Source organism: Nocardia tenerifensis NBRC 101015 (assembly GCF_000308715.1).
Classification (GTDB): domain Bacteria; phylum Actinomycetota; class Actinomycetes; order Mycobacteriales; family Mycobacteriaceae; genus Nocardia; species Nocardia tenerifensis.
The window spans coordinates 1-20,801 of record NZ_BAGH01000270.1; the positions used below are offsets into that span (position 1 = coordinate 1).

The following is a 20,801-nucleotide window of genomic DNA, read 5'->3' on the forward strand; positions in this document are numbered from 1 at the left end:
GCCGAGCAGCTTGAGCAGGAACACCTCGTTGTCGGAGCTGTCCACGATGGCCGAGACGTACCGTCCGTAGCGCAGCGCGACCACCAGCACGACGGTGATCGCGGTGAGCGCGATGGCGAGCGACTTCGCGCCGCTGGCGAAGCTGAGCCCGGCCAGGATGGTGGTGAGGATCGGCAGATACACCGCCATCGCCAGATCCTCGAAGACCAGAATGGACAGGATCACCGGTGTCTCGCGGTTACCGAGCCGCCCGAGATCGTTGAGCACCTTGGCGACGATGCCCGAGGAGGAGATGTAGGTGACGCCGCCCATGGTGACCGCGCCGACCGGGCCCCAGCCCAGGATCAGCGCGACGATCACGCCGGGCGTCGCGTTCGCGACGATATCGACCAGGCCGGCCGCCCAGGAGCGGCGCAGCCCGGTCATCAGCTCCGGTGCGGTGTACTCCAGCCCGAGCAGCAGCAACAGCAGCACGACACCGATTTCGCCTGCCACATGGCCGAATTCGTTGGCGGCGCTGAGTTCGATGAAGCCGCCCTGGCCGAAGGCGAGGCCGCCGATCAGGTAGAGCGGAATGGGAGACATCCCGAAGCGACCCGCCACCCGCCCGAACATGCCGAGGGCAAACAGAATCGCTCCGAGCTCGATCAATGCGAGCGCGGTTTCAGTCACTGTTTTCAGCCGTGCGTGAGAATCTTCGCGGCGGCGTCCAAGCCGTCCGGTGTACCGACGACGACGAGCACATCGCCTGAGGTGAAGGTGAAGTCCGGCCCGGGTGAGGGGTGCAGCTGGCCGGCGCGCATGACCGCGACGATCGACACCTTGGTCCGGGTGCGCATCGCGGTCTCGCCGAGAGTGCGTCCCTCGTAGGGTGATTCGTCGGAGATCGGCAGCTGCCGGGTGGTGATGCCGGGGAGGTCGCTGTGTTCGTCGTTCAGCTTCGCGACCAGTTGGGGCGCGCCGAGCAGGTTGGCGAGCACGGCGGCCTCGTCGGTGCTGAGCGGGATCTGCGCGGCGCAGGCGTCGGGATCGTCGGTCTTGGACACGATGAGATCGATGTCGCCGTCGCGGTGCGCGACCACGCCGATCCGGCGGCCGGAGCGCACCTCGAAGTCTTTCCGGACTCCGATCCCGGGGAGGGCAGTCACGTCGACATTCACGGTGTCCAGGTTAACCGGATGTCCGATTCGCTCGGCCGCGTGGTCATCACTTCGGCCGATGGCGCCTGGTCAGGGCTGTGCTGTGATGGTGGGGTGAGGCGGTGGTCGGAGGTTCCCAGTACGGCGCGCGACGCCGCGGGCGCGCTGGTCTCCTTCGTCGCGGGCACGGGCCTCTACGTCGCGAATCTGTACGCCCTGATCGACAAGGGCACGGACGTGCCGATGTCGACGCGGCTGCTCGTGTTCGGGTCGGTGTGCCTGCTGACGATGTTGCGCAGGCGAATGCCCGTGACGGCCATGATCGTCGGGCTGGTGCCGCTGCTCATCGATATCCGGCTCGGTCCGACAGTGCCGGTGTGGATCCTCTACGGCGACCTCATCTACGCGGCGGTGCTGTATTCGAGCAGGCGCACGTCCCGGATCACCATGGCGGTCTGGTCGGTGTTCTCCGGGCTCATCGTGATTCTGACGCTGGTTCGCACGGGCGATCTGCGGGCGGTCTCGCTGGCCCTCATCGTCGTGTTCGCGTTCATCGCCACTCCCCTGTGGTGGGCGAACTCGGTGCGCACGCACAAGGAGATCGCCGGGGCCGAACGCGCCCGCGCGCAGGCGCTCACCCTCGTCGCCGAGCTCGATCGCCGCGCCGCCATCGCCGACGAGCGCACCACCATGGCGCGCGATCTGCACGACGTGATCGCCGGACACCTCTCGGCCATCGCGATCCAGTCCGAGGCCGCGCTCGGCGTGCTCGCCCGCAAGAACGCCGACCCCGCCGTGATCGGCATCATGGGCTCGATCCGCACCAACAGCGTCAGCGCGCTGCAGGAGATGCGCACCATGATCGGGCTGCTGCGCAGCGACGGCGCCGCGGCCGACGAGGTGGCCGCGCCGCGCCGACTGGCCCAGCTACCCATCCTGGTCGACGCCGCCCGCGCGGCCGGGATCGCCGTGCGGGTGCGCGAAAACCTCGGCGGCACAGAACTTCCCAGCGCGGTCGATCAGGCCGCGTACCGCATCGTTCAGGAGGCCTTGACCAACGCCATGAAACACGCACCGGGACAACGGGTCGAGATCGAGGTCGGCCCGCGCGACGGGGAGCTGCGCGTGCTGGTGCGCAACCCCATGGCGGCGGTCGCGCCGGCGCCCACCGCGAACGGCGGCCCACACCGCGGCCTGATCAACATGCGCGAGCGCACGGCCGCCCTCGGCGGAAACTTCAGCGCCGGACCGGATTCCGGCTGCTGGGAAGTGCGCGCCGAGCTGCCGCTGGCCACGGCGGGCGCGTCGTGATCCGGGTGCTGATCGCCGACGACCACGCCGCGATCCGCGCGGGGCTGCGCATGATCCTCGACGCCGAGGACGACATCGAGGTGGTCGGCGAGGCCGCCGACGGCGACGTCGCGGTCGCGCAGGCCAAGGCGCTGCGGCCGCACGTGGTGCTGATGGATGTGCGCATGCCCGGCGTGGACGGGATCACCGCGACCGAGCGGATCACCGCCGACGGGCTGGCCGAGGTGCTGATCCTGACGACGTTCGATCTCGACGAGTACGTCTTCCGGACATTGCGGGCGGGCGCGTCGGGATTCGTGCTGAAGTCCGCGTCGGGTCCGTCGCTGATCGACGCCGTCCGCACGGTGGCGGCGGGTGCGGGTGTGCTCGCCCCGGAGGTGACCAGGGCCGTGATCACCGCGATCGCCGCGACGAATACCGATGCGGCCGAACCGGAACCGAGCGGTTTCGGCGATCTGACCGAGCGCGAACGCGAGGTGCTCGACTGCCTAGGCGACGGGTTGTCCAACGCGCAGATCGCCGGGCGGCTGTTCATCGGCGAGACGACGGTCAAGACCCACGTGTCCCGGGTGTTGACGAAACTCGGTGTGCGGTCACGGGTTCAGGCGGCCATCGTGGCGCGCGAGGTCCGCGACCGTTAGCGCTAATCGGCCAGCGGCGCGAACGAGCCGTCCGGGCCGGGCTGGAACTCCTCGACGGCCACGACCGCGCCGGTCGGCAGCGGGCCGTACAGGTGCGGGAAGAGCATCGACTCCGGGTCGGTCGGCACGCCCGGCTCCCACTTCACCGGCGCGCCGAGGCGGGCCGGGTCGAGGCGCAGGAGCACCAGGTCACGACGGCCGGCGAAGAGCCGGTTCGCGGGCAGGTGAGCCTGTTCCGGCGCGGACAGGTGGATGAATCCCACCTCGTTTAACGACGGAGCCCGGTACTCGCCCGTTTGCCGAGCGGAAAGCCACTCGGCCAAAGTGCATATGTGAACGAGCGTGTGAGTGTCATGGGTCACGGGTAATCTCCCGGTAGACAACTGGATAGGCCTGTTCGACGAGTGACCACACAGAGTTCTCAGCGTGACCTGGCATGTTCGCCCGTAGCGAAATCCCTGGTCGTGTTATAGAAAACACACAGAATCACTCACGGGAACAAAGCCCCCGTCCCGAACGTCTGACAGAGTAGTCATACCACTGCTGGGAAGTAGCGGTAGCGAGCCCGCGGAGTGACCACGGGCCCCACACCAGGCAAACGGTCTGTGAACCGGGAGCCAGGACGGAGGAGTCATGCCAGGAACCCTGACTAGCACCCCACTGACCGCGGTCGATCGTTGCGACCGCTGCGGGGCGGCAGCACGAGTGCGCGCCGTTCTGCCCGCAGGTGGCGAGTTGCTCTTCTGCCAGCACCACGCGAACGAACACATGGATCGACTGCGTGAGTTGGAAGCCGTGATCGACACGGAGTCCGCTCCCGCCCTCTGATCAACTCCTCGCGTCCTGAGACAACAACATCCGACAACAGAAAACCGTTTACCGCAGCGGGCGATCCTCGGATCGCCCGCTGTCGGTGTGTCCGGAGGCTTTCCAGTCCCCCAGTACCCCGTCCAGCAGGCGGTCGAGGCCGTACTCGAAGGCGCCCTCGGGGTCGCCCGGCGCCCGGTAGAGCTCGCCGACCGCCGTGCCGACCCGGATGGCGACCGGAAACGAACTGGACGCCATGACCTGGGCGAGCATGGGGCCATGCGCCGCCCACCACTGCTCCTCGGTCATCGCCTCCCCGTCGCGCAGTGCGCCCACCACGACACGCGCGTTGCCGGTGGCGAGCTCCGAGACCACGGCGATCACCCGGTCCATCTCGATATCGGAGAGGCCGATGCCGTCGACGGCCGCCAGCTGCCGCTCGTAGCGGCGCATTTGGGCGGGGCCGATCACCTGCCGCCACGGGGATACCTCGAGCAGCCACGGATGGGCGATCAGCTCGGCGCGAGCCTGGCGGGCGATGGCGGCCAGCCGCTCACGCACCGGCAGCGCCTGGTCGATCGGCGCGTCCTCGTCGGCCACGGCGTCGACCATGAGCGCGGTCAGGGCGGCCTTGCTCGGCACGTAGGTGTACAGGCTCATCGGGCGTAGGCCCAGCTCGGCCGCCACTGCCCGGATGGACACCTTGGCGTAGCCGTCGCGGTCCGCGAGCGCCACCGCCGCCTTGACCACGGCGTCCACGCTGACCGCGGGCTTCGGTCCGCGACCGCCGGGCCGCGGCGGCAGTTCGTGCCGCCACAGCAGGCTCACCAGCTGTCTGGCCTGCTCATCGCCGGATTCGTCGGGCACGGGCCTCCTCGGAACAAACTCGGTACTGTGTACGTTACTAACTTCGTACACCATACGCCGATGAAGGGGTTCGCTCTGCCCAGCACACAGGCCACCTATCTGCCCGATCGACACATGTTCGCGCTGTGGACATGGACCGGGCAGGCCACCGGGCCCGCGCCCGCCGACCTCGGCGATCGGGAGACCCTCGCCCTCGCCGTGCCGACCGGGTTCGAGGGAGCGATCGAGGTCGCGGAGGTCGACTGCAGGGTGATCGATCCCGCGGCCTTGGCCACGCTCGATCCAGCCGACGCCGCGCCGTCCCTGCGCGGCTGGCGTAAGACGCTGCTCGACGAGTCCGACGCGGGCTCGGCCGAACAGCTGCCCATCGCGGCGCACGCGGTGCCCAACGCGGCGGGGACGTCGATCGTGCCCGCCGAGCGCGCGATTCGGGTGCTGTGCGAAACCCAGTCCGTGGCAACGGAGTTGCGCTCGGTGCTGAAGGCGGAGCTGCGGCCGTATCAGGTGCGCGGGGTGAGCTGGTTGCGCGAGACGGCCGCCGCGCACGGCGGGGCCGTGCTCGCCGACGAGATGGGTCTCGGAAAGACGGTGCAGACCATCGGTTTTCTGCTCGGACGGGCGAGCGATGGTCCGCAGATCGTCGTCTGCCCCACCTCGCTGGTGGGCAACTGGGCGCACGAGATCGAACGATTCGCGCCCGGCCTGCGCGTGCTGGTGTGGCGAGGCGGCGAGATCGACTGCGGCGCGGGGACAGTCGTCGTCGCGGGCTATCCCACCGTGCGGCTGCACAAGCAGCACCTCACCGGACGGCGTTGGACCACGGCGGTTTTCGACGAGGCGCAGGCGCTGAAGAATCCGGCGACGCAGCTCGCCAAGGCCGCGCGGGCCCTCGACGCCGAGGTGCGCGTCGCGCTCACCGGCACGCCGGTGGAGAACCACCTCGACGAGCTGTGGGCATTGCTGAATCTGGTGACGCCCAGGCTGTTCGGGCACAAGACGCAGTTCCGGCGGCGGTTCGTCCGGCCGATCCAGGAGGGCTCCTCGGCGGCGGCCGCGCGGCTGCGCGACGCCATCGAGCCCGTCGTCCTCACCCGGAAGAAGGCCCAGGTCGCCGCGTCGCTGCCGGCGAAGATCCAGACCGACCTGCTGTGCGATCTCACCACCGAGCAGGAAGACCTCTACGACAAGCTGCTCGAGCGCGCCATCGACGACGGTTTCGGCACCGGCATCGACCGCCAGGGCCGCGTGCTCGCGGCGCTCACCGCGCTCAAGCAGGTCTGCAACCATCCCGGCCTCGTCACCGGCGACCTCACCGAGCTCGCAGGCCGCTCCGGCAAGCTCGACCTGTGCACCGACATTCTTGCCAACAACCTTGAAACGAACGCTCCGACACTGATTTTCACGCAGTATCGGCAGACCGGTGACCTGCTGGTCCGGCACCTGGCCGAACAGTTCGGGGTCGCCGCGCCGTTCTTCCACGGCGGGCTGAACCAGGCCGAGCGCGCCGCCATCGTGCGCGACTTCCAGGCCGAGGACGGACCGCCCGTGCTCGTGCTCAGCCTGCGCGCCGCGGGCACCGGCCTCACCCTCACCCGCGCCGCCGACGTCATCCACTTCGATCGCTGGTGGAATCCGGCGGTCGAGGCGCAGGCCTCGGACCGGGCGCACCGCATCGGCCAGACCCGCACGGTCACCGTCACCACGCTCACCTCGACCACCTCCGTCGAGGAGCACATCGCGCGCATGCACGACCGCAAGTCCGCGCTCTCGGATCTCGGCGACTCGGCGGGCATCGCCGCGCTCGCCCGCCTCGACGACGACCAGCTCGTCGAGGTTCTGCGCCGCCGGAGAAGCTCCGTCGCGCCGCGAATCGATGCAGGATGGCCGGGCGACAGGAGGGCGAACTGATGGGCTACAACGACTTCGGTTACACCATCTGGGGCCGGGACTGGGTGCGCCTCGCCGAACCCATCCGGCAGACCCGTCCTGAGCCGCTGCTGCCGCGCGCCCGCTCCATCGCGCGCAACAACGGCGTGCAGGCCACCATCGAGGGCCGTACCGTGCGCGCCACCATCCATCGCGGCAACGAGGCCTCGGTGATCTACCTGGAGGTCGCGCCTCTGTCCCGTGCCGCGATCACCGCGATCGGCGAGGTCATCCCCGACACCGCCGTCCTCACCGACGATATGCACCGAGCGCTCGGCGCCGCGAACATCGCCATCGCCCCCGTGCTGGCGGGCACCGACTGCTCCTGCAAGGCCCGCACGCTGCGCTGCGTGCACGTGCTGGCCACCTTCTACGACATGGCCCGGCGAGTGGACGAGAACCCGGTCCTGGCACTGGAGATCCAAGGATATTTCCAAGCCGCACAAGAGGATTCGCCCGCGCCCGTCGAAGCACCCCGCTGGGTACCCCTCAATAGTTTCGACCCCGCGAACTACTTCGACGTCGCCCCGGCCTGATCGCGCCGGTCAGTCGGGGCGGCGGGCGCGGAAGCGGAAATTGGTTGCGCCCGTTTCGATCTCGATGTCGGTGAAGCCGACGCGAGCCAGCCGGGCCACGGCGGTGTCCGGTGAGACGGGGACGCAGGTGTCGCCGAGGTGGATGAGGCGGAAGAAACGGGAGTCGATGCCGTCGCTGCCCGCGAAAACGCCGCCGGGGCGAAGCACGCGCAGCGCCTCGGCGAACAACGCGTCCTGCTGGGCGGGCGTCGGCACGTGGTGCAGCATGGTGAAGCACACCACCGAGTCGAATTCCTTTTTCTCGAAAGGCATGTCGGTGCCGTCGCCCTCGACCACCGTCATCACCGAACCGAGTTTCGTACGCAACCGGGCGGCGAGCTCGGGGTCGATCTCGACGCCGGTGAGCGTGGTGGTGCGGTCGAGGAGCGCGCGCACGTTCGCGCCGTAGCCCGGTCCGATCTCGAGGGCTGTCCCGCCGAGGTCGAGGCCGGACAGCGTCCACGGCACGATCCGGGTCGCGCTGGTTCGCTCCCAGATCGACGAGCGACACAGGACGCGGTGGAGGAGGTTCATCGCCATGGTCACGACGCTACGAGCGGGCGGACGTGACCGCGACGAGCTACGGTGACATATTGTGTCGCGAAACGGTCAATCCACGGTGCAGCCCGCCCCGCCCGGCGCCACGGCGATGGTGCTCGGCACGGGCGTGCTGCCCGCCGGGTACTGGTTCGAGACCCACGAGCATCCGCAGCACCAGATCGCTTGGGCGGCACGGGGAGTCATCGCCGTCGAGGTCGGCGAGAACCGCTGGGTGCTGCCGCCGACGCGCGCCCTGTGGATCCCCGGCGGCGTCCAGCACCGGACGGGCACCGCGGACGGCGCCGAGATGCGCGGCATCTACGTCGAACCCGAGCGCTGCCCCATCGGGTTCACCGCGCCGACGATGATGCGCGTCACCCGGCTGCTGCACGAACTGTTCGACCATCTCGGCGCCGCCGACACCGCCGCGGCCGCCAGGGAGCGGGCGGAGGCGGTGGTCTTCGATCTCATCGAACCGGTCGACGTCATCCCCATCGGCGCCCACTCCCCCACCGACCCGCGCGCCGAGCAGGTGGCCGACGCCCTCACCGCCGACCCCGCCGACGACCGCACCCTCGCCGAGTTCGCGGCCGCCGTCGCCGCCAGCCCCCGCACCCTCGCCCGACTGTTCCTCGCCGAGACCGGAATCAGCTTCGGGCAGTGGCGAACTCAGATCCGGCTCGCCGCCTCACTGCCCCTGCTGGCCGCCGGGCTGCCGATCGCTCGCATCGCGACGCGGGTGGGGTATGCGAGTCCCAGCGCCTATGTCGCGGCGTTTCGTCGAGCTGTCGGCGTGTCGCCGGGGCGGTATTTCGCGGGCTGAGAGGCGGCCAACGGGTCGAGTCCGCCGAGGATCCGGAATCCACACGGTGAGCGCCGGGCCGGCGAAGACGATCGAACTCAGGCGTTGGTGCCGCCGTCGACGGTGAAGATCGCGCCGGTGATGCTGCGGCCGGTCTCGCCGGCGAGGAAGGCGACCATGGCGGCCATGTCCTCCGGCTTGGCGAAGCGGCCGAGGGCGGTGAGGCCGACCTGCGTGTCGTAGTGGCCGCCGTCGACCGGGTTCATGTCGGTCACCGTCGAGCCCGGCTGCAACAGGTTGACCGTGATCCCCCGCGGGCCGAGTTCACGGGCGAGCGCCTTGGTGAAGCCGTTCAGCGCCGACTTGCTGAGGTTGTAGAGCGAGAGGCCGGCGAACGGCGCGTGCTCGGACAGGTTGCTGCCGACGCTGATGATGCGGCCGCCGTCGCTCATGTGCGCCACCGCGGCCTGTGCGCCGACGAACGCGGCGCGCGCGTGGATGTTCAGCGCGCGGTCGACCTCTTCGACGGTGAACTCCTCGAACGGCTTCGCCGGGAAGATGCCCGCATTGTTCACCAGGATGTCGAGGCGACCCAGTTCGTCGGCGGCCTGGTTCACCGCGCGCACCACATCGCCGGCGTCGGCGCTGTCCGCGCGGATCGCCACCGCGCGGCGGCCGAGCGACTCGATCTCCGCGACAACGGCTTTCGCCTGCACCTCGGCGTTCTGGTAGGTGATCGCCACGTCCACGCCGTCGGCGGCCAGCTTGACCGCGACCGCCGCGCCGATGCCGCGGCTACCGCCGGTCACCAGTGCCACCTTGCCCGTGAGATCCGACATGGGTCTTCCTCCAATTTCTGTGTCGATCAGTACATAAATAGCTAAGCGCATGGGTCCGGTGGCGTCAAGGGGTATATTTAACGATCGACACAGAAAGGAACGCCCATGGCCGAACGGGGACGACCGCGCGCCTTCGACCGCACCGAGGCGTTACACCGCGCCATGGAGGTGTTCTGGGAGCACGGCTACGAGGGCTCCTCGATGAGCGACCTCACCACCGCGATGGGCATCAACTCGCCGAGCCTGTACGCGGCGTTCGGCGGCAAGGCGGCGCTGTTCCGCGAGGCCGTCGAACTCTACGGGCAGACATACGGCGGATACACCGCCCGCGCGCTGCGCGAGGAGCCGACCGCACGCGCCGCCATCGAGGCGATGCTGCGGGACAACGCGACGGCCTACACCGTCGAGGACAAACCACACGGCTGCATGGTCGTCCTCGCAGGCTCCACCTACACCACCCGCAGCGAGAGCATCCGCGACCTTCTCGTCGAAAAGCGCAGGGAGACAACCGAAGACATCCGCCGCCGACTGGACCGCGGTGTCACCGAAGGAGACCTGCCCGGGTCTGTCGACACCGGCGCGCTCGCCTACTTCTACACCACGGTCTTGTACGGCCTGTCGATCCAAGCCCGCGACGGTGCCTCGTTGGCAGAGCTGACACAGTCCATCGACTGCGCCCTGGCAGCCTGGCCGTCCCCCTGACCCGCCCTGCCCCGGCCGACGCTCCACGCTCGGCTCGCCCTGCGCCGGTTCGCGCTCCCGCCTCTGACGACATCATGAGTTGCCACTGTCTGCCTCGGTGCGTAAGTCGAGATGCCTCAGTCCGTTTCCAGCCGCGGTGTGTAGTCCTCGAACTCCCAATAGCCGTATCGGCCGAGTTTCGTAGCGACCTCATTCCAGTCCGATCCCCAGCATCGGGTGACCAGTCGTTGGAAGTAGATCTCCAAAGCCGACCAGTTGAAGTGTTCGACGATCACCTGGTGACGGCCGTTCACAGGCCCTTCACGTCGTGTCCGCTCCAGCAGCCAGCCGGGTGTGCAGACCTCGAACTGGAAGGACTCTTCTCCCGGGCCGTCGGAGGGCCCGGCCAGCATTTGGACCAGAAACACGAACTTCTCGGGGTCGTCGGGTGCGAAGGCCGCGGGGTCGGTATCGGTCAGTAGGTGGCGGATTACGGCGCGCATGGTGTCCTCCGGTGGATGAGCTCGGCTGCCGACGTCCCGGCGGCTGAGGTCGGCGGCGCGGGTCGTCCGGTCGCCCTCGCCGGCTCGTTGCCAGGTGGCTGCTCGGCCTGCGCTCTCCATCCGGCCCTACGTTCGACCCTGCAGGCTACATCCGGCGCAGGGCCGCGATTCGTTCCTCCAGCTGGTCCGCTGAGGCCAAAGCTGTTGGGGGGCCGCCGCATACGCGGCGTAGTTCGCCGTGGATGACACCGTGGGGTTTGTTGGTGCGGTGGTGGTGCATGGCGACAAGGCTGTTGAGTTCGCGGCGTAGCTCGCCCAATCGGTCTGCGGTGGCTACTCTTTCGGCCGCGCTGGCGACCTGGGGGCCCGGTGCGGCGGCGGCCGATTCGCCGCGGTCGGCGATCTGCTTGGACTGTCGCTCGCGTAGCAGCGCGCGCATCTGGTCGGCGTCGAGCAGGCCGGGGATGCCGAGGTAGTCGGCCTCCTCGTCGCTGCCGGCGAAAGTGGCGGTGCCGAAGGAGGATCCGTCGTAGATCACCTGGTCGAGCTCGGCGTCGGCGGCCAGTGCGACGAAGGATTTCTCCTCCTCGCCCGGCTCGTCCTGCTGCTTGTTCGCGTCGATCAGCAGCTCGTCGTCGAGGCCGTCCTTCTCACGGTGCGGCTTGCCGATGACGTGGTCGCGCTGCAACTCCAGCTGCGCGGCCAGGTCGAGCAGCACCGGCACCGAGGGCAGGAACACGCTGGCCGTCTCGCCGGGCCTGCGCGCGCGCACGAAACGACCGATGGCCTGCGCGAAGTACAGCGGCGTCGAGGCGCTCGTCGCGTAGACGCCCACGGCGAGGCGCGGCACGTCGACGCCCTCGGACACCATGCGCACCGCGACCATCCACGGCTCGTTGCTCGCGGCGAACTGACCGATCCGGTCCGAGGAGGTCGGCTCGTCCGACAGCACCAGCGCGGGCTTGCTGCCCGAGATGTGTTCCAGGAGTTCGGCGTAGTCGCGGGCGCGTTCCTGGTCGGTGGCGATCACCAGGCCGCCCGCGTCGGGCATGCCGGTGCTGCGCAGCTGGCGCAGGCGCATGTCGGCGGCGCGCAGCACGGCAGAGATCCAGTCGCCCGCCGGGTCGAGCGCGGTGCGCCAGGCGCGCGCGGTCTGTTCGGCGTTGAGCGGCTCGCCGAGGCGGGCGGTGTGCTCGTCGCCCGCGCTGTCGCGCCAGTGCGCCTCGCCGGAGTAGGCGAGGAACACCACGGGCCGGACCACGCCGTCGGCCAGCGCCTCGGAGTAGCCGTAGGCGTGATCGGCGCGCGAACGCGGGAAGCCCGCCTCGTCGGGTTCGTAGGTGACGAACGGGATCTGGCTGTCGTCACTGCGGAACGGGGTGCCGGTGAGCGCGAGGCGCCGCGTCGCGTCGCCGAACGCCTCGGCGGTCGCCTCACCCCAGCTCTTCGCGTCGCCCGCGTGGTGGATCTCGTCGAGAATCACCAGGGTCCTGCGGTTTTCGGTCCGCACCCGATGCCGGGACGGATGCGAGGCCACCTGGGCGTAGGTGACGACGACGCCGTGATAATCGCCCGACGTGCCGCCGGTCGCGTTGGAGAAGCGCGAATCCAGCTGGATCCCGGCGCGGGCCGCGGACTGAGCCCACTGGTGCTTGAGGTGTTCGGTCGGCGCGACGACGGTGATCTGGTCGACGGTGCGATCGGCGAGCAGCTCGGCGGCCACCCGCAGCGCGAAGGTGGTCTTGCCCGCGCCCGGCGTGGCCACCGCGAGGAAGTCGCGCGGCTTGGACGCCAGATACTTGGTCAATGCCCGGCGCTGCCAGGCACGCAGCGATCCGCCGCTCGATGTACCGGAGCTGTTCGGCGTGCCCGACGCGTGGGGTCTCGCCGAATCGCCCGGTGTCTCCGCTTGTCCCGCCACAGCGGCGCCACCCGACCCAGTCACGCAGTCGACCCTACTGGCCCGGCTCGGCGTGTTGCCAAACCGACGCGGCATGGGCGATGGGCATCACATGTTCAACCATCGACACGCCGGAGTTCACCCGCTGCCCGACGACACGTCGCCCCCGGAGTCCGGTGCGGGAACGACGAGTGCGCGATGCTGTAGGCACGATGACCGACGAGAACACCCTCCCGAGCGACCCCCCGCGGACCGACATTCCGTCGCTCAGCGGCGGCCTCGGGGCGCGTGAACTCACCCTCGGTCAACGGATGACGATCCGACTGCGGCGCGTCCGCAGGAACGTTGGGAAGCTCGTGGTGCGGGTCGCGGTCAAGGCCTGGGACGACTCGATCTTCGCCAAGTCCGCGGCCGCCGCGTTCTGGCAGACGCTCTCGCTCGCGCCGCTGCTGCTCGGGGTGCTCGGCAGCCTCGGCTACGTGGGCACCTGGTTCGGGCCGGACACCGTGCAGATCGTGGAGTCCAAAATCATCGCGTTCAGCCGGGACCTGTTCAGTCCCAGCGTGGTGTCGGATCTGATCGAGCCGACCGTCAAAGACGTGCTCGGCAAGGGGCGCGGCGCGGTCGTCTCGGTGGGGTTCGTGCTGTCGCTGTGGGCCGGGTCGTCGGCGATGGCCACGTTCGTCGACTCGATCGTCGAGGCGCACGATCAGCAGGATCTGCGGCATCCGGTGTGGCAGCGCATCTTCGCGCTGCTGCTCTACGTCGCGTTCCTGGTGGCCTCGGTGTTCATCCTGCCACTGGTGGCGCTCGGGCCGACGCTGATCGGCCGGGTGCTGCCACAGGCGTGGCGGGCCACGGGATTACAGCTGCTGGACTTCTTCTACTACCCCGGCGTCGGGCTGCTGCTGATCATCGTGCTGACCACGCTGTACAAGCTCGCGCTGCACACCACACTGCCTTGGCATCGGATGTTCGGTGGGGCGCTGGTCGCGGCCGTGTTCTTCATCACGGCCAGCGAGCTGCTGCGCCGGTACCTGTCGTGGGTCACCAAGACCGGCGTGAGCTACGGCGCGCTGGCGACGCCGATCGCGTTTCTGCTGTTCACGTACTTTCTCGGGTTCGCGGTGATCCTCGGCGCGGAGTTCAACGCCGCTGTGCAGGAGTTCTGGCCGGCGCGGGCGACCCGCCTCGAGCAGATGAAGGAGTGGCTCAGCAATCAGTGGGGCGGGGACTCCGCACGGGACGAGGCAGGAGACACCGCGACGGCGGAGGAGTCTCCGCCGTCACCCGCCGGCGCGCCCGATCCGCCGTCCTCGCAGACGCCGCCCCAGCGGCCTCAGTCGCCCTTCTTCAGCCCGTCGTAGACCTTCTTGCAGTCCGGGCACACCGGCGAACCGGGCTTGGGCGACCGCGTCACCGGAAAGACCTCGCCGCACAGCGCGACGACATGGGTTCCCATGACGGCGCTCTCGGCGATCCGGTCCTTCTTGACGTAGTGGAAGAACTTCGGGGTGTCGTCGCTCGTCGACTCGTCGGTGGTCGAATCGGGGCGAACCATGGTATCGGTGCTCACGGATTCCATGATGCCGCATTCGCCGCGGCGGCGGCCGATCACGCCTCGGTGTCGGCCTGACCACGCTGTGTGCGCCGCCGCCCCGAGAGTGGAAGACTCAGAGTTATGCAGCAGCACGGCGACTCTCCCGACGCCGACGACATCGGCCGTGGTGAGCGCCCGGACGTGACGATGCCGCCAGCCTCCCCTCGCTCCTCCGGGTACTTCCCCGGCACCGACGACAAGCGTGCCGTCCTGATCACCGAGGCGCAGCCCTCGCTGGAGGATCAGCACCGCTCGAGAGTGCGCCGGTACACGATCATCATGGCGTTCCGCATCCCCTGCCTCGTGCTGGCCGCGATCGCCTACAGCGTGTTCAGCAGCGCGCTGCTGTCGATCCTGATCATCGCGGCCTCGATCCCGCTGCCGTGGATCGCCGTTCTCATCGCCAACGACCGCCCGCCGCGGCGCAAGGACGAACCGAGCCGGTGGGATGAGCGGCGGACTGCGATCGAGGCGCGGCCGCACAACGCTATTGATGGGTGATCAGGGTGCGCGTCGACTGGTCGGGCTGAACGTCGACCGGGCCGCGCCAGCTGCCAGCCGCACACCGACTGTCGGGCCGAAGCTGATCAGCCCATCCACAGGCTTATCAGGCCGTACACCACCTGGTATACGCCGCGCCCAGGCTGACTGGACCGTGCACCAGCTGCCGGCTGCGCCTCAGCTGACCGCCCGCGCCCCAGCTGACCGGCCGCGCCTCAGCTGACCGCCCGCGCCTCAGCTGACCGGCCGCGCCTCAGCTGACCGCCCGCACCCCAGCTGACCGCCCGCACCCCAGCTGACCGCCCGCACCCCAGCTGACCGCCCGCACCCCAGCTGACCGCCCGCACCCCAGCTGACCGCCCGCACCCCAGCTGACCGGCCGCGCCCCAGCTGACCGCCGCGCCCCAGTTGATCAAGACGTGTGTCAACTGATCGGCGCGTTAAGCCGGCCGCGCCGCGGTTGATCAAACCTTGCGGCGGATGAACGCTGACATGAGTGCGGCGGCCGCGCAGAGACCGCCTGCCAGGTACCAGGCCAGGTTGTAGCTGCCCTGCACGTCGCGGATGACGCCCGCGCCGGTGGCGGCGACGGCCGAGCCGATCTGGTGGGAGGCGAAGACCCAGCCGAAGGCGACCGGGCCGTCGTTGCCGAACAGTTCGCGGCAGAGCATGACGGTCGGCGGGACGGTGGCGACCCAGTCCAGGCCGTAGAAGATGATGAACACCCACAGACTCGGCTGCGTGTGCGGGCCGAGCAGCGACGGCAGGATCAGCAGCGACAGGCCGCGCAGCACGTAGTAGCCGACCAGTAGGTAGCGCGGGTCGATGCGGTCGGTGAGCCAGCCGGAGGCGATGGTGCCCGCCACGTCGAAGATGCCGACGACGGCCAGCAGGCTCGCCGCGGCGGTCGGCGGCATGCCGTGGTCGTGCGCGGCGCTGACGAAGTGGGTGCCTACCAGTCCGTTGGTCGACGCGCCGCATACCGCGAATCCGCCTGCCAGCAGCCAGAATCCGGGCGTGCGCGCGATGGTCGCCAGCACCGTGAGCGCGCGTGAGGCGCCGATAGAGGGCGGCGTCCGGACACCGACCAGGCTGCCCGGCTCCGCGCCGTACGCGGTGACGCCCACATCGCTCGGGAAATCCCGGATGAACAGCAGCACCAGCGGCACGACCGCCAGCGCCGTCCCCGCGACGATCAGCGACGGCAGCCGCCAGCCGTGCTCGTGCGCCAGCATCGACACCAGCGGCAGGAAGACCAGCTGACCCGTCGCGCCCGCGGCCGTGAGCACGCCCGTGACCAGCCCGCGCTGAGCCACGAACCAGCGGCCGGTGATCGTGGCCACGAACGGCATCGACATCGAGCCGACGCCCACACCGACCAGCAGACCCCAGGTCACCATCAGCTGCCACGACTGAGTCATGAACACCGTCAGCCCGGCGCCCGCCGCGACGAGCACCAGCGCGCCCGACACCACCTTGCGGATGCCGAACCGGTCCATCAGCGCCGCGGCGAACGGCGAAATCAGCCCGTACAGCAGCAGATTCAGCGACACGGCCGCCCCGATGGTGCCGTGCGACCAGCCGAACTCCTCGTGCAGCGGATCCATCAGCACGCTCGGCACCGAGCGGAACGCGGCCGCGCCGAGCAGCGCGACGAAACCGACGCCTGCGACGATCCACGCGGGATGCGGACCCCGCCTGGCCAGGGTGTCGCTGGGCGATGCGGTCGGCGGGGATTGCAGTTCGGTCACCCGCTGAGCGTGCCGGAAAACCGCCTCCCCAACGAGTGGCCGGAATGCCACAAAACACCAAGATCATGCCATAACGGACGACACGCCAATGCGCTCGACACCGCGCGCGGCGTTCCCTATGGTGTCTCGGGGAACAAGACAGGAGCCAACATGATTCGGTGGATCTGGGCCTTCCTGGACCGCCCCGCACAGCGATTCGACGACTGTGCGAAGTTCTGGTCCACGGTCACCGGTACCGAGCTCTCCGCCCGACGCGGCGAACACGACGAATTCCTCACGCTGCTCCCCGATCCCGCGCTCTTCGCCACCGCGGGCGTGAAGATGCAGTCGGTCACCGGCCTCGGCGGCGTCCATCTCGACCTCGACGTCGACCACATCCCCAGCGCCGTGCGCACCGCGCTCGACCTCGGCGCCGACCTGGTCGCGAACCACCCCGACTACGCCGTCCTACGCTCGCCCGGCGGCCAAATCTTCTGTCTCACACCGAGTCGCCGGGGCAATGGCACACCCGCCCCCGCCGCAGCCGCGCCCGACGGCACCCTCAGCCGCCTCGACCAGGTGTGCCTCGACATCGGCCCCACCGACCACGCCGCCGAGACCGAGTTCTGGAAGACCTTGACCGGCTGGGTGTTTCGCGAGGGCCGCCGCCCCGAGTTCGCCTCCCTCCGTTCGGAAACCGCGCTCCCAGTTCACCTCCTGCTCCAGCGCCTCGACGAAGACCGCCCCACCAGCGCCCACATAGATCTGGCCTCCGCCGACATCGAAGCGACCGCGGCATGGCACGAATCCCTCGGCGCCACAGTCGTGGAGCGCTTCGAACACTGGATAGTGATGAATGACCCGGCGGGCGCCACCTACTGCATCACCGCACGAGATCCCAACGCGGGCTGAGGAATTGTGCTGGGGATCGCGCAGTGCGGCGAAGTCGAGCCGCGCTGCGCGGGACGATTCCGGCCCGATCGAAAACGCTTCCGGCACAATCGAAATCGGCCCAGGTAGAGTCCGGCAGCCGAGATGGGCCCGACGTTGATTTCGGGGCCGGCAGGCGAGTCACCGCTCGAGCCGACGAACCCATCGGCATCAGGCTAGGCATTTGACAGCGCCTGGGCTCGAGCCGAGCAGCCTGGATCAGTAAGACTATCGACCAGGCCGAACTGGTCTTCTTTAGCCCGTCGGCCCAGGCCAGGTACGAGCCGGGTGAGCCGAGCGCACGCCGGCTCGGGCGGAGGCACGGTGTCGGGACTACGCGTAAGCGTTCGGGGTGCGGACCGGGTGAGGATTTGTGACACGGCGGACACGTGGCGGGGGTTGGCGGGGTGCGGTGGCAGAGTACCGATGTGCCTACGAAGCGATCGATGACCACTGGATCTCTGCTGACCGCGTTGTGCCCGGAGTTGCGGGAGGCGCTGACTCGGGTGGGGTATGACGCGGACACGTTGCTGGCGGTGCTCGGGGAGGACGTGCACGCGGCGTTGGGGCGGTCGGAGCCGGTGCCGGTGCGACGGGCCGCGCGGGAGGCGGGGGAAGTGGGAACGCTGATTCTGTTGCTGCTGCTGGGGGACGCGCTGCCCGAGCGGGAGGTGGCCGCGGCGCTCGCGCCGGTCGATGTCGAGCGTGCGGTGGCGGCTGGTCTGTTGGAGCGCGACGGGGACGCGGTGCGGGCGGCGCTGGATCTGCGGCCGTTGGACGCGGGGGCGGGCACACGGTGGATTCTGTCCGATCTCGATGACTCGATGCGTCGGCGCACGCTCACCGAAGACCACGTGCTCGGTGTCGGCCACGCGTCGCTGTCGCTGCTGCGCGCCACACCGACGGGCCGGGTCGGCTCCGTGCTCGACCTCGGCACCGGCTGCGGTGTGCAGGCCGTGCACGCTGCCTCCTACGCCGACCGGGTGACCGCGACCGACGTGAACCCCCGCGCGCTGTGGCTCGCCGAGGCGACCGCCGCGCTCAACGGACTCGACATCGAACTTCTCGAGGGCTCCTGGTTCGAGCCGGTCGCGGGCCGCCGCTTCGATCAAATCGTGGCGAACCCACCGTTCGTGGTCGGCCCGGCGAGGATCGAGCACACCTATCGCGACTCCGGGCTCGCCCTCGATGGCGCGAGCGAACTCGTCATCGGACAGGCCGCGGATCTGCTCGCGCCCGGCGGCACCGCGGCGATGCTGGCGGCGTGGGTGCACGTCGACGGCGAGGACTGGCGTCACCGGGTGTCGTCCTGGCTGCCCGCGCACGGCGTCGACGCCTGGGTGGTGCAGCGTGACGTCGCCGACCCGGCCCTCTATGTCGGCACCTGGTTGCGCGACGCCGGCCTCGACCCGCGCGACCCCGCCGCACAGGCGCGTGCCGACCAGTGGCTCGACGCGTTCGCCGCGGCCGATGTCGAAGGCGTCGGCTTCGGCTTCGTCTACCTGCGCGCCATCGACGGCCCGACCGAACTGCTCGCCGAGGACCTCACCCACGGTTTCGACGATCCGCTCGGCGACGAGGCCACCCGCTACTTCGAGCGGTCCGCGTGGTTGCGCGCCGTCGCGGGCGACGAAAACCTCGCCTGGCGTTCACGATTCGTGGTGGATCCGGCGACCGCACTCGAACGCGTCGCACTTCCCGGTCCCGATGGCTGGGCACAGCACGTGGCGCGCGTGCACCGCGGCGACGGCCCGCGCTGGCAGCACGAGGTGGACGAGACCACCATCTCGCTGCTCGCGGGAATGCGCGCGGACGGCCTCCCGTTATACGAGTTGATCGAACTGCTGGCGGTTGCCCACGGATCTAGCGAAGTGACCACGGAGTTCGCGGCCGACGCCCTGTCGGTGGTAACCGGACTGGTTCGCCACGGATTGGTACGGCCCGTGTAAATCCGGCGATCGCGGGTAGGTCGGTGCAGGCACCGGACGACAGGCAGTTCCCGACTGAGCGCTTCTCAGGAACTTCTCAGACGAGAGTGATGAAAACCGCACGTCAGAGCGGTTTATCTGAGCCACGACGGGGAACTTTCTCTCTGTCGGGTCCGTTGTTCGGAGTGAGACACCACCGACAGGAGGCAAGTCATGACAAGCCCCGCCACCACTCGTGTGCGCATCAGCGATTCGGACCTCGACGCCCAGAGCCCCGCAGCCGATTTGGTACGTGTGTACCTGAATGGGATCGGCCGCACCGCGCTGCTCACGGCCGCCGACGAGGTCGAATTGGCCAAGCGTATCGAGGCGGGCCTCTATGCCCAGCACCTGCTGGAGACCGGCAAGCGTCTGTCGGCCACCCGCAAGCGTGATCTGGCCCTCATCGTTCGTGAAGGCCAGGCCGCCCGGTCGCACCTGCTGGAAGCCAACCTCCGCCTCGTCGTCTCGCTCGCCAAGCGCTACACCGGCCGCGGCATGCCGCTGCTCGATCTCATCCAGGAAGGCAACCTGGGTCTGATCCGCGCGATGGAGAAGTTCGACTACGCCAAGGGTTTCAAGTTCTCCACCTACGCCACCTGGTGGATTCGGCAAGCCATCACCCGTGGCATGGCTGACCAGAGCCGCACCATCCGGCTGCCCGTGCACCTGGTCGAGCAGGTGAACAAGCTCGCCAGGATCAAGCGCGAACTGCACCAGCAGCTCGGCCGCGAGGCCACCGACGCGGAACTGGCCAACGAGTCCGGCATCCCCGTCGAGAAGATCTCCGATCTGCTCGATCACAGCCGCGACCCGGTAAGCCTGGACATGCCGGTCGGCAACGACGAAGAGGCTCCGCTCGGCGACTTCATCGAGGACTCCGAGGCCACCTCCGCCGAGTCCGCGGTCATCGCCGGACTGCTGCACCACGACGTCCGCAGTGTTTTGGCCACCCTCGACGAGCGCGAGCAGCAGGTCATCCGCCTGCGTTTCGGCCTCGACGACGGCCAGCCGCGCACCCTCGACCAGATCGGCAAGCTCTTCGGTCTGTCCCGTGAGCGCGTCCGTCAAATCGAGCGCGAGGTCATGTCCAAGCTGCGCAAGGGCGAGCGGGCCGACCGGCTCCGCGCCTACGCCAGCTGATTCCTTGCCGTAGCTGATCCTCCGCCGGTTCAGTCCGGCACTCCCCCCGACGCCGGACCTCCCCGAGATCGGTCCGGCGTGCGATCTGGTGACCCCTGGGGTCACCTGCCAACGCCGGCCGGTGCCGCGCTCTCCGCCCCCTCCGGAAGGCTGCGAGCCGGTCGGCGTGATTCTCCGGCGTTGAAAATGTCAGCGGGACATAAGCTTCCATTAGCCGGCTAGGCCCCTTTCTTCACGTCCCGCATGGTAAGGGGCTGGCGCGACCGAGCAGAGTCATATGGTCGCGTTGCAAGATCAAGTCGCGACCATATGACTCTGCTCGACCTCATACTGCCCGCACCTCGTACCCCCGCACCCCCCGCACGTTGCACCCCCCGCACCGTCCCGCGCCTCGCACCT

General features: G+C 69.2%; 22 protein-coding genes. 12 read left to right on the forward strand and 10 right to left on the reverse strand.

Features of this window, described 5'->3' with window-relative positions:
* Both ON39_RS20940 and ON39_RS20945 read right to left on the reverse strand, forming a co-directional pair.
* The coding region (locus tag ON39_RS20940; RefSeq protein WP_040736881.1) for a cation:proton antiporter at positions 1 to 672 on the reverse strand (672 nt) is incomplete at its 3' end.
* A gap of 5 nt (positions 673 to 677) precedes the next feature.
* Positions 678 to 1,160, reverse strand: a complete 483-nt coding sequence (locus ON39_RS20945; RefSeq protein ID WP_040736856.1) for a cation:proton antiporter regulatory subunit — start codon at positions 1,158 to 1,160, stop codon at positions 678 to 680.
* Positions 1,161 to 1,253: 93 nt separating this feature from the next.
* Between ON39_RS20945 and ON39_RS20950 the strand changes: the two genes are divergently transcribed.
* Entirely contained in the window at positions 1,254 to 2,450 is a 1,197-nt protein-coding gene (locus ON39_RS20950; RefSeq protein WP_040736882.1) for a sensor histidine kinase, read from the forward strand.
* Positions 2,447 to 3,091: a response regulator gene (locus tag ON39_RS20955; RefSeq protein ID WP_040736858.1), complete on the forward strand. Its 645-nt coding sequence runs from the start codon at positions 2,447 to 2,449 to the stop codon at positions 3,089 to 3,091. The genes ON39_RS20950 and ON39_RS20955 overlap by 4 nt, the downstream gene beginning before the upstream one ends.
* A 2-nt stretch (positions 3,092 to 3,093) precedes the next feature.
* On the opposite strand, the gene ON39_RS20960 is transcribed toward ON39_RS20955, so the two are convergent.
* On the reverse strand, positions 3,094 to 3,453 hold the full coding sequence (locus tag ON39_RS20960) for a DUF952 domain-containing protein (protein ID WP_040736860.1): 360 nt from the start codon (positions 3,451 to 3,453) through the stop codon (positions 3,094 to 3,096).
* Positions 3,454 to 3,724: 271 nt separating this feature from the next.
* Between ON39_RS20960 and ON39_RS50745 the strand changes: the two genes are divergently transcribed.
* A complete protein-coding gene (locus tag ON39_RS50745; protein WP_029903635.1) occupies positions 3,725 to 3,919 on the forward strand; it encodes a DUF7455 domain-containing protein in 195 nt (64 codons plus the stop codon).
* Between the two features lie 48 nt (positions 3,920 to 3,967).
* Here the strand turns inward: ON39_RS50745 and ON39_RS20970 are convergent, their stop codons facing one another.
* On the reverse strand, positions 3,968 to 4,765 hold the full coding sequence (locus tag ON39_RS20970) for a TetR/AcrR family transcriptional regulator C-terminal domain-containing protein (RefSeq protein ID WP_246003226.1): 798 nt from the start codon (positions 4,763 to 4,765) through the stop codon (positions 3,968 to 3,970).
* 114 nt (positions 4,766 to 4,879) lie between these two features.
* On the opposite strand from ON39_RS20970, the gene ON39_RS20975 reads away from it, so the two are divergent.
* Both ON39_RS20975 and ON39_RS20980 read left to right on the forward strand, forming a co-directional pair.
* Positions 4,880 to 6,673, forward strand: a complete 1,794-nt coding sequence (locus ON39_RS20975) for a DEAD/DEAH box helicase (protein ID WP_051186867.1) — start codon at positions 4,880 to 4,882, stop codon at positions 6,671 to 6,673.
* On the forward strand, positions 6,673 to 7,227 hold the full coding sequence (locus ON39_RS20980; RefSeq protein WP_040736888.1) for an SWIM zinc finger-containing protein: 555 nt from the start codon (positions 6,673 to 6,675) through the stop codon (positions 7,225 to 7,227). The genes ON39_RS20975 and ON39_RS20980 overlap by 1 nt, the downstream gene beginning before the upstream one ends.
* Positions 7,228 to 7,236: 9 nt before the next feature.
* Here ON39_RS20980 and ON39_RS20985 read toward each other — a convergent pair whose 3' ends face one another.
* Entirely contained in the window at positions 7,237 to 7,806 is a 570-nt protein-coding gene (locus ON39_RS20985; RefSeq protein ID WP_040736862.1) for a class I SAM-dependent methyltransferase, read from the reverse strand.
* 55 nt (positions 7,807 to 7,861) lie between these two features.
* Between ON39_RS20985 and ON39_RS20990 the strand changes: the two genes are divergently transcribed.
* Entirely contained in the window at positions 7,862 to 8,629 is a 768-nt protein-coding gene (locus ON39_RS20990; protein ID WP_246003225.1) for an AraC family transcriptional regulator, read from the forward strand.
* Between the two features lie 77 nt (positions 8,630 to 8,706).
* Here ON39_RS20990 and ON39_RS20995 read toward each other — a convergent pair whose 3' ends face one another.
* On the reverse strand, positions 8,707 to 9,447 hold the full coding sequence (locus ON39_RS20995; protein WP_040736865.1) for an SDR family NAD(P)-dependent oxidoreductase: 741 nt from the start codon (positions 9,445 to 9,447) through the stop codon (positions 8,707 to 8,709).
* Between the two features lie 105 nt (positions 9,448 to 9,552).
* Between ON39_RS20995 and ON39_RS21000 the strand changes: the two genes are divergently transcribed.
* Entirely contained in the window at positions 9,553 to 10,149 is a 597-nt protein-coding gene (locus ON39_RS21000; RefSeq protein WP_040736867.1) for a TetR/AcrR family transcriptional regulator, read from the forward strand.
* 116 nt (positions 10,150 to 10,265) lie between these two features.
* Here the strand turns inward: ON39_RS21000 and ON39_RS21005 are convergent, their stop codons facing one another.
* Complete coding sequence (locus ON39_RS21005; protein WP_040736869.1) at positions 10,266 to 10,751, reverse strand: Imm8 family immunity protein; 486 nt, start codon at positions 10,749 to 10,751, stop codon at positions 10,266 to 10,268.
* A 25-nt stretch (positions 10,752 to 10,776) separates the two neighbouring features.
* On the reverse strand, positions 10,777 to 12,462 hold the full coding sequence (locus ON39_RS21010; protein ID WP_085998232.1) for a DEAD/DEAH box helicase: 1,686 nt from the start codon (positions 12,460 to 12,462) through the stop codon (positions 10,777 to 10,779).
* Positions 12,463 to 12,842: 380 nt separating this feature from the next.
* Here ON39_RS21010 and ON39_RS21015 point away from each other — a divergent pair, with 380 nt between their 5' ends.
* Positions 12,843 to 13,898, forward strand: coding sequence for a YihY/virulence factor BrkB family protein (locus ON39_RS21015; RefSeq protein ID WP_051186868.1), 1,056 nt, complete (start codon positions 12,843 to 12,845; stop codon positions 13,896 to 13,898).
* Here the strand turns inward: ON39_RS21015 and ON39_RS21020 are convergent.
* A complete protein-coding gene (locus tag ON39_RS21020) occupies positions 13,871 to 14,116 on the reverse strand; it encodes a DUF3039 domain-containing protein (protein ID WP_085998233.1) in 246 nt (81 codons plus the stop codon). The genes ON39_RS21015 and ON39_RS21020 overlap by 28 nt on opposite strands.
* Before the next feature lie 162 nt (positions 14,117 to 14,278).
* Between ON39_RS21020 and ON39_RS21025 the strand changes: the two genes are divergently transcribed.
* Positions 14,279 to 14,632, forward strand: coding sequence for a DUF3099 domain-containing protein (locus ON39_RS21025; RefSeq protein WP_040736897.1), 354 nt, complete (start codon positions 14,279 to 14,281; stop codon positions 14,630 to 14,632).
* 464 nt (positions 14,633 to 15,096) lie between these two features.
* Here the strand turns inward: ON39_RS21025 and ON39_RS21030 are convergent, their stop codons facing one another.
* Positions 15,097 to 16,383, reverse strand: coding sequence for an MFS transporter (locus ON39_RS21030; RefSeq protein WP_040736873.1), 1,287 nt, complete (start codon positions 16,381 to 16,383; stop codon positions 15,097 to 15,099).
* A gap of 150 nt (positions 16,384 to 16,533) precedes the next feature.
* Here ON39_RS21030 and ON39_RS21035 point away from each other — a divergent pair, with 150 nt between their 5' ends.
* The 3 genes from ON39_RS21035 (at position 16,534) to ON39_RS21045 (ending at position 20,402) form a co-directional block, all read left to right on the forward strand.
* Positions 16,534 to 17,274 carry a VOC family protein gene (locus ON39_RS21035; protein ID WP_040736875.1) on the forward strand — a complete coding sequence of 247 codons (741 nt, stop codon included), beginning with the start codon at positions 16,534 to 16,536 and terminating at the stop codon, positions 17,272 to 17,274.
* A 464-nt stretch (positions 17,275 to 17,738) separates the two neighbouring features.
* Positions 17,739 to 19,241 (forward strand): DUF7782 domain-containing protein, encoded by a 1,503-nt coding sequence (locus ON39_RS21040; RefSeq protein ID WP_040736877.1) that lies wholly within the window; start codon positions 17,739 to 17,741, stop codon positions 19,239 to 19,241.
* A 192-nt stretch (positions 19,242 to 19,433) separates the two neighbouring features.
* Positions 19,434 to 20,402 carry a sigma-70 family RNA polymerase sigma factor gene (locus ON39_RS21045; RefSeq protein WP_040736879.1) on the forward strand — a complete coding sequence of 323 codons (969 nt, stop codon included), beginning with the start codon at positions 19,434 to 19,436 and terminating at the stop codon, positions 20,400 to 20,402.
* Positions 20,403 to 20,801 lie beyond the last annotated feature (399 nt).

Excerpts from the sequence above, each read along its gene's own strand:
- ON39_RS50745 (WP_029903635.1), top strand. The coding sequence starts at position 3,725 with ATGCCAGGAACCCTGACTAGCACCCCACTGACCGCGGTCGATCGTTGC.
- ON39_RS20975 (WP_051186867.1), top strand. The coding sequence starts at position 4,880 with ATGTTCGCGCTGTGGACATGGACCGGGCAGGCCACCGGGCCCGCGCCC.
- ON39_RS20980 (WP_040736888.1), top strand. The coding sequence starts at position 6,673 with ATGGGCTACAACGACTTCGGTTACACCATCTGGGGCCGGGACTGGGTG.
- ON39_RS20985 (WP_040736862.1), bottom strand. The coding sequence starts at position 7,806 with ATGGCGATGAACCTCCTCCACCGCGTCCTGTGTCGCTCGTCGATCTGG.
- ON39_RS20995 (WP_040736865.1), bottom strand. The coding sequence starts at position 9,447 with ATGTCGGATCTCACGGGCAAGGTGGCACTGGTGACCGGCGGTAGCCGC.
- ON39_RS21000 (WP_040736867.1), top strand. The coding sequence starts at position 9,553 with ATGGCCGAACGGGGACGACCGCGCGCCTTCGACCGCACCGAGGCGTTA.
- ON39_RS21005 (WP_040736869.1), bottom strand. The coding sequence starts at position 10,751 with ATGGAGAGCGCAGGCCGAGCAGCCACCTGGCAACGAGCCGGCGAGGGC.
- ON39_RS21015 (WP_051186868.1), top strand. The coding sequence starts at position 12,843 with ATGACGATCCGACTGCGGCGCGTCCGCAGGAACGTTGGGAAGCTCGTG.
- ON39_RS21020 (WP_085998233.1), bottom strand. The coding sequence starts at position 14,116 with ATGGAATCCGTGAGCACCGATACCATGGTTCGCCCCGATTCGACCACC.
- ON39_RS21025 (WP_040736897.1), top strand. The coding sequence starts at position 14,279 with ATGCCGCCAGCCTCCCCTCGCTCCTCCGGGTACTTCCCCGGCACCGAC.
- ON39_RS21035 (WP_040736875.1), top strand. The coding sequence starts at position 16,534 with ATGATTCGGTGGATCTGGGCCTTCCTGGACCGCCCCGCACAGCGATTC.
- ON39_RS21040 (WP_040736877.1), top strand. The coding sequence starts at position 17,739 with ATGACCACTGGATCTCTGCTGACCGCGTTGTGCCCGGAGTTGCGGGAG.
- ON39_RS21045 (WP_040736879.1), top strand. The coding sequence starts at position 19,434 with ATGACAAGCCCCGCCACCACTCGTGTGCGCATCAGCGATTCGGACCTC.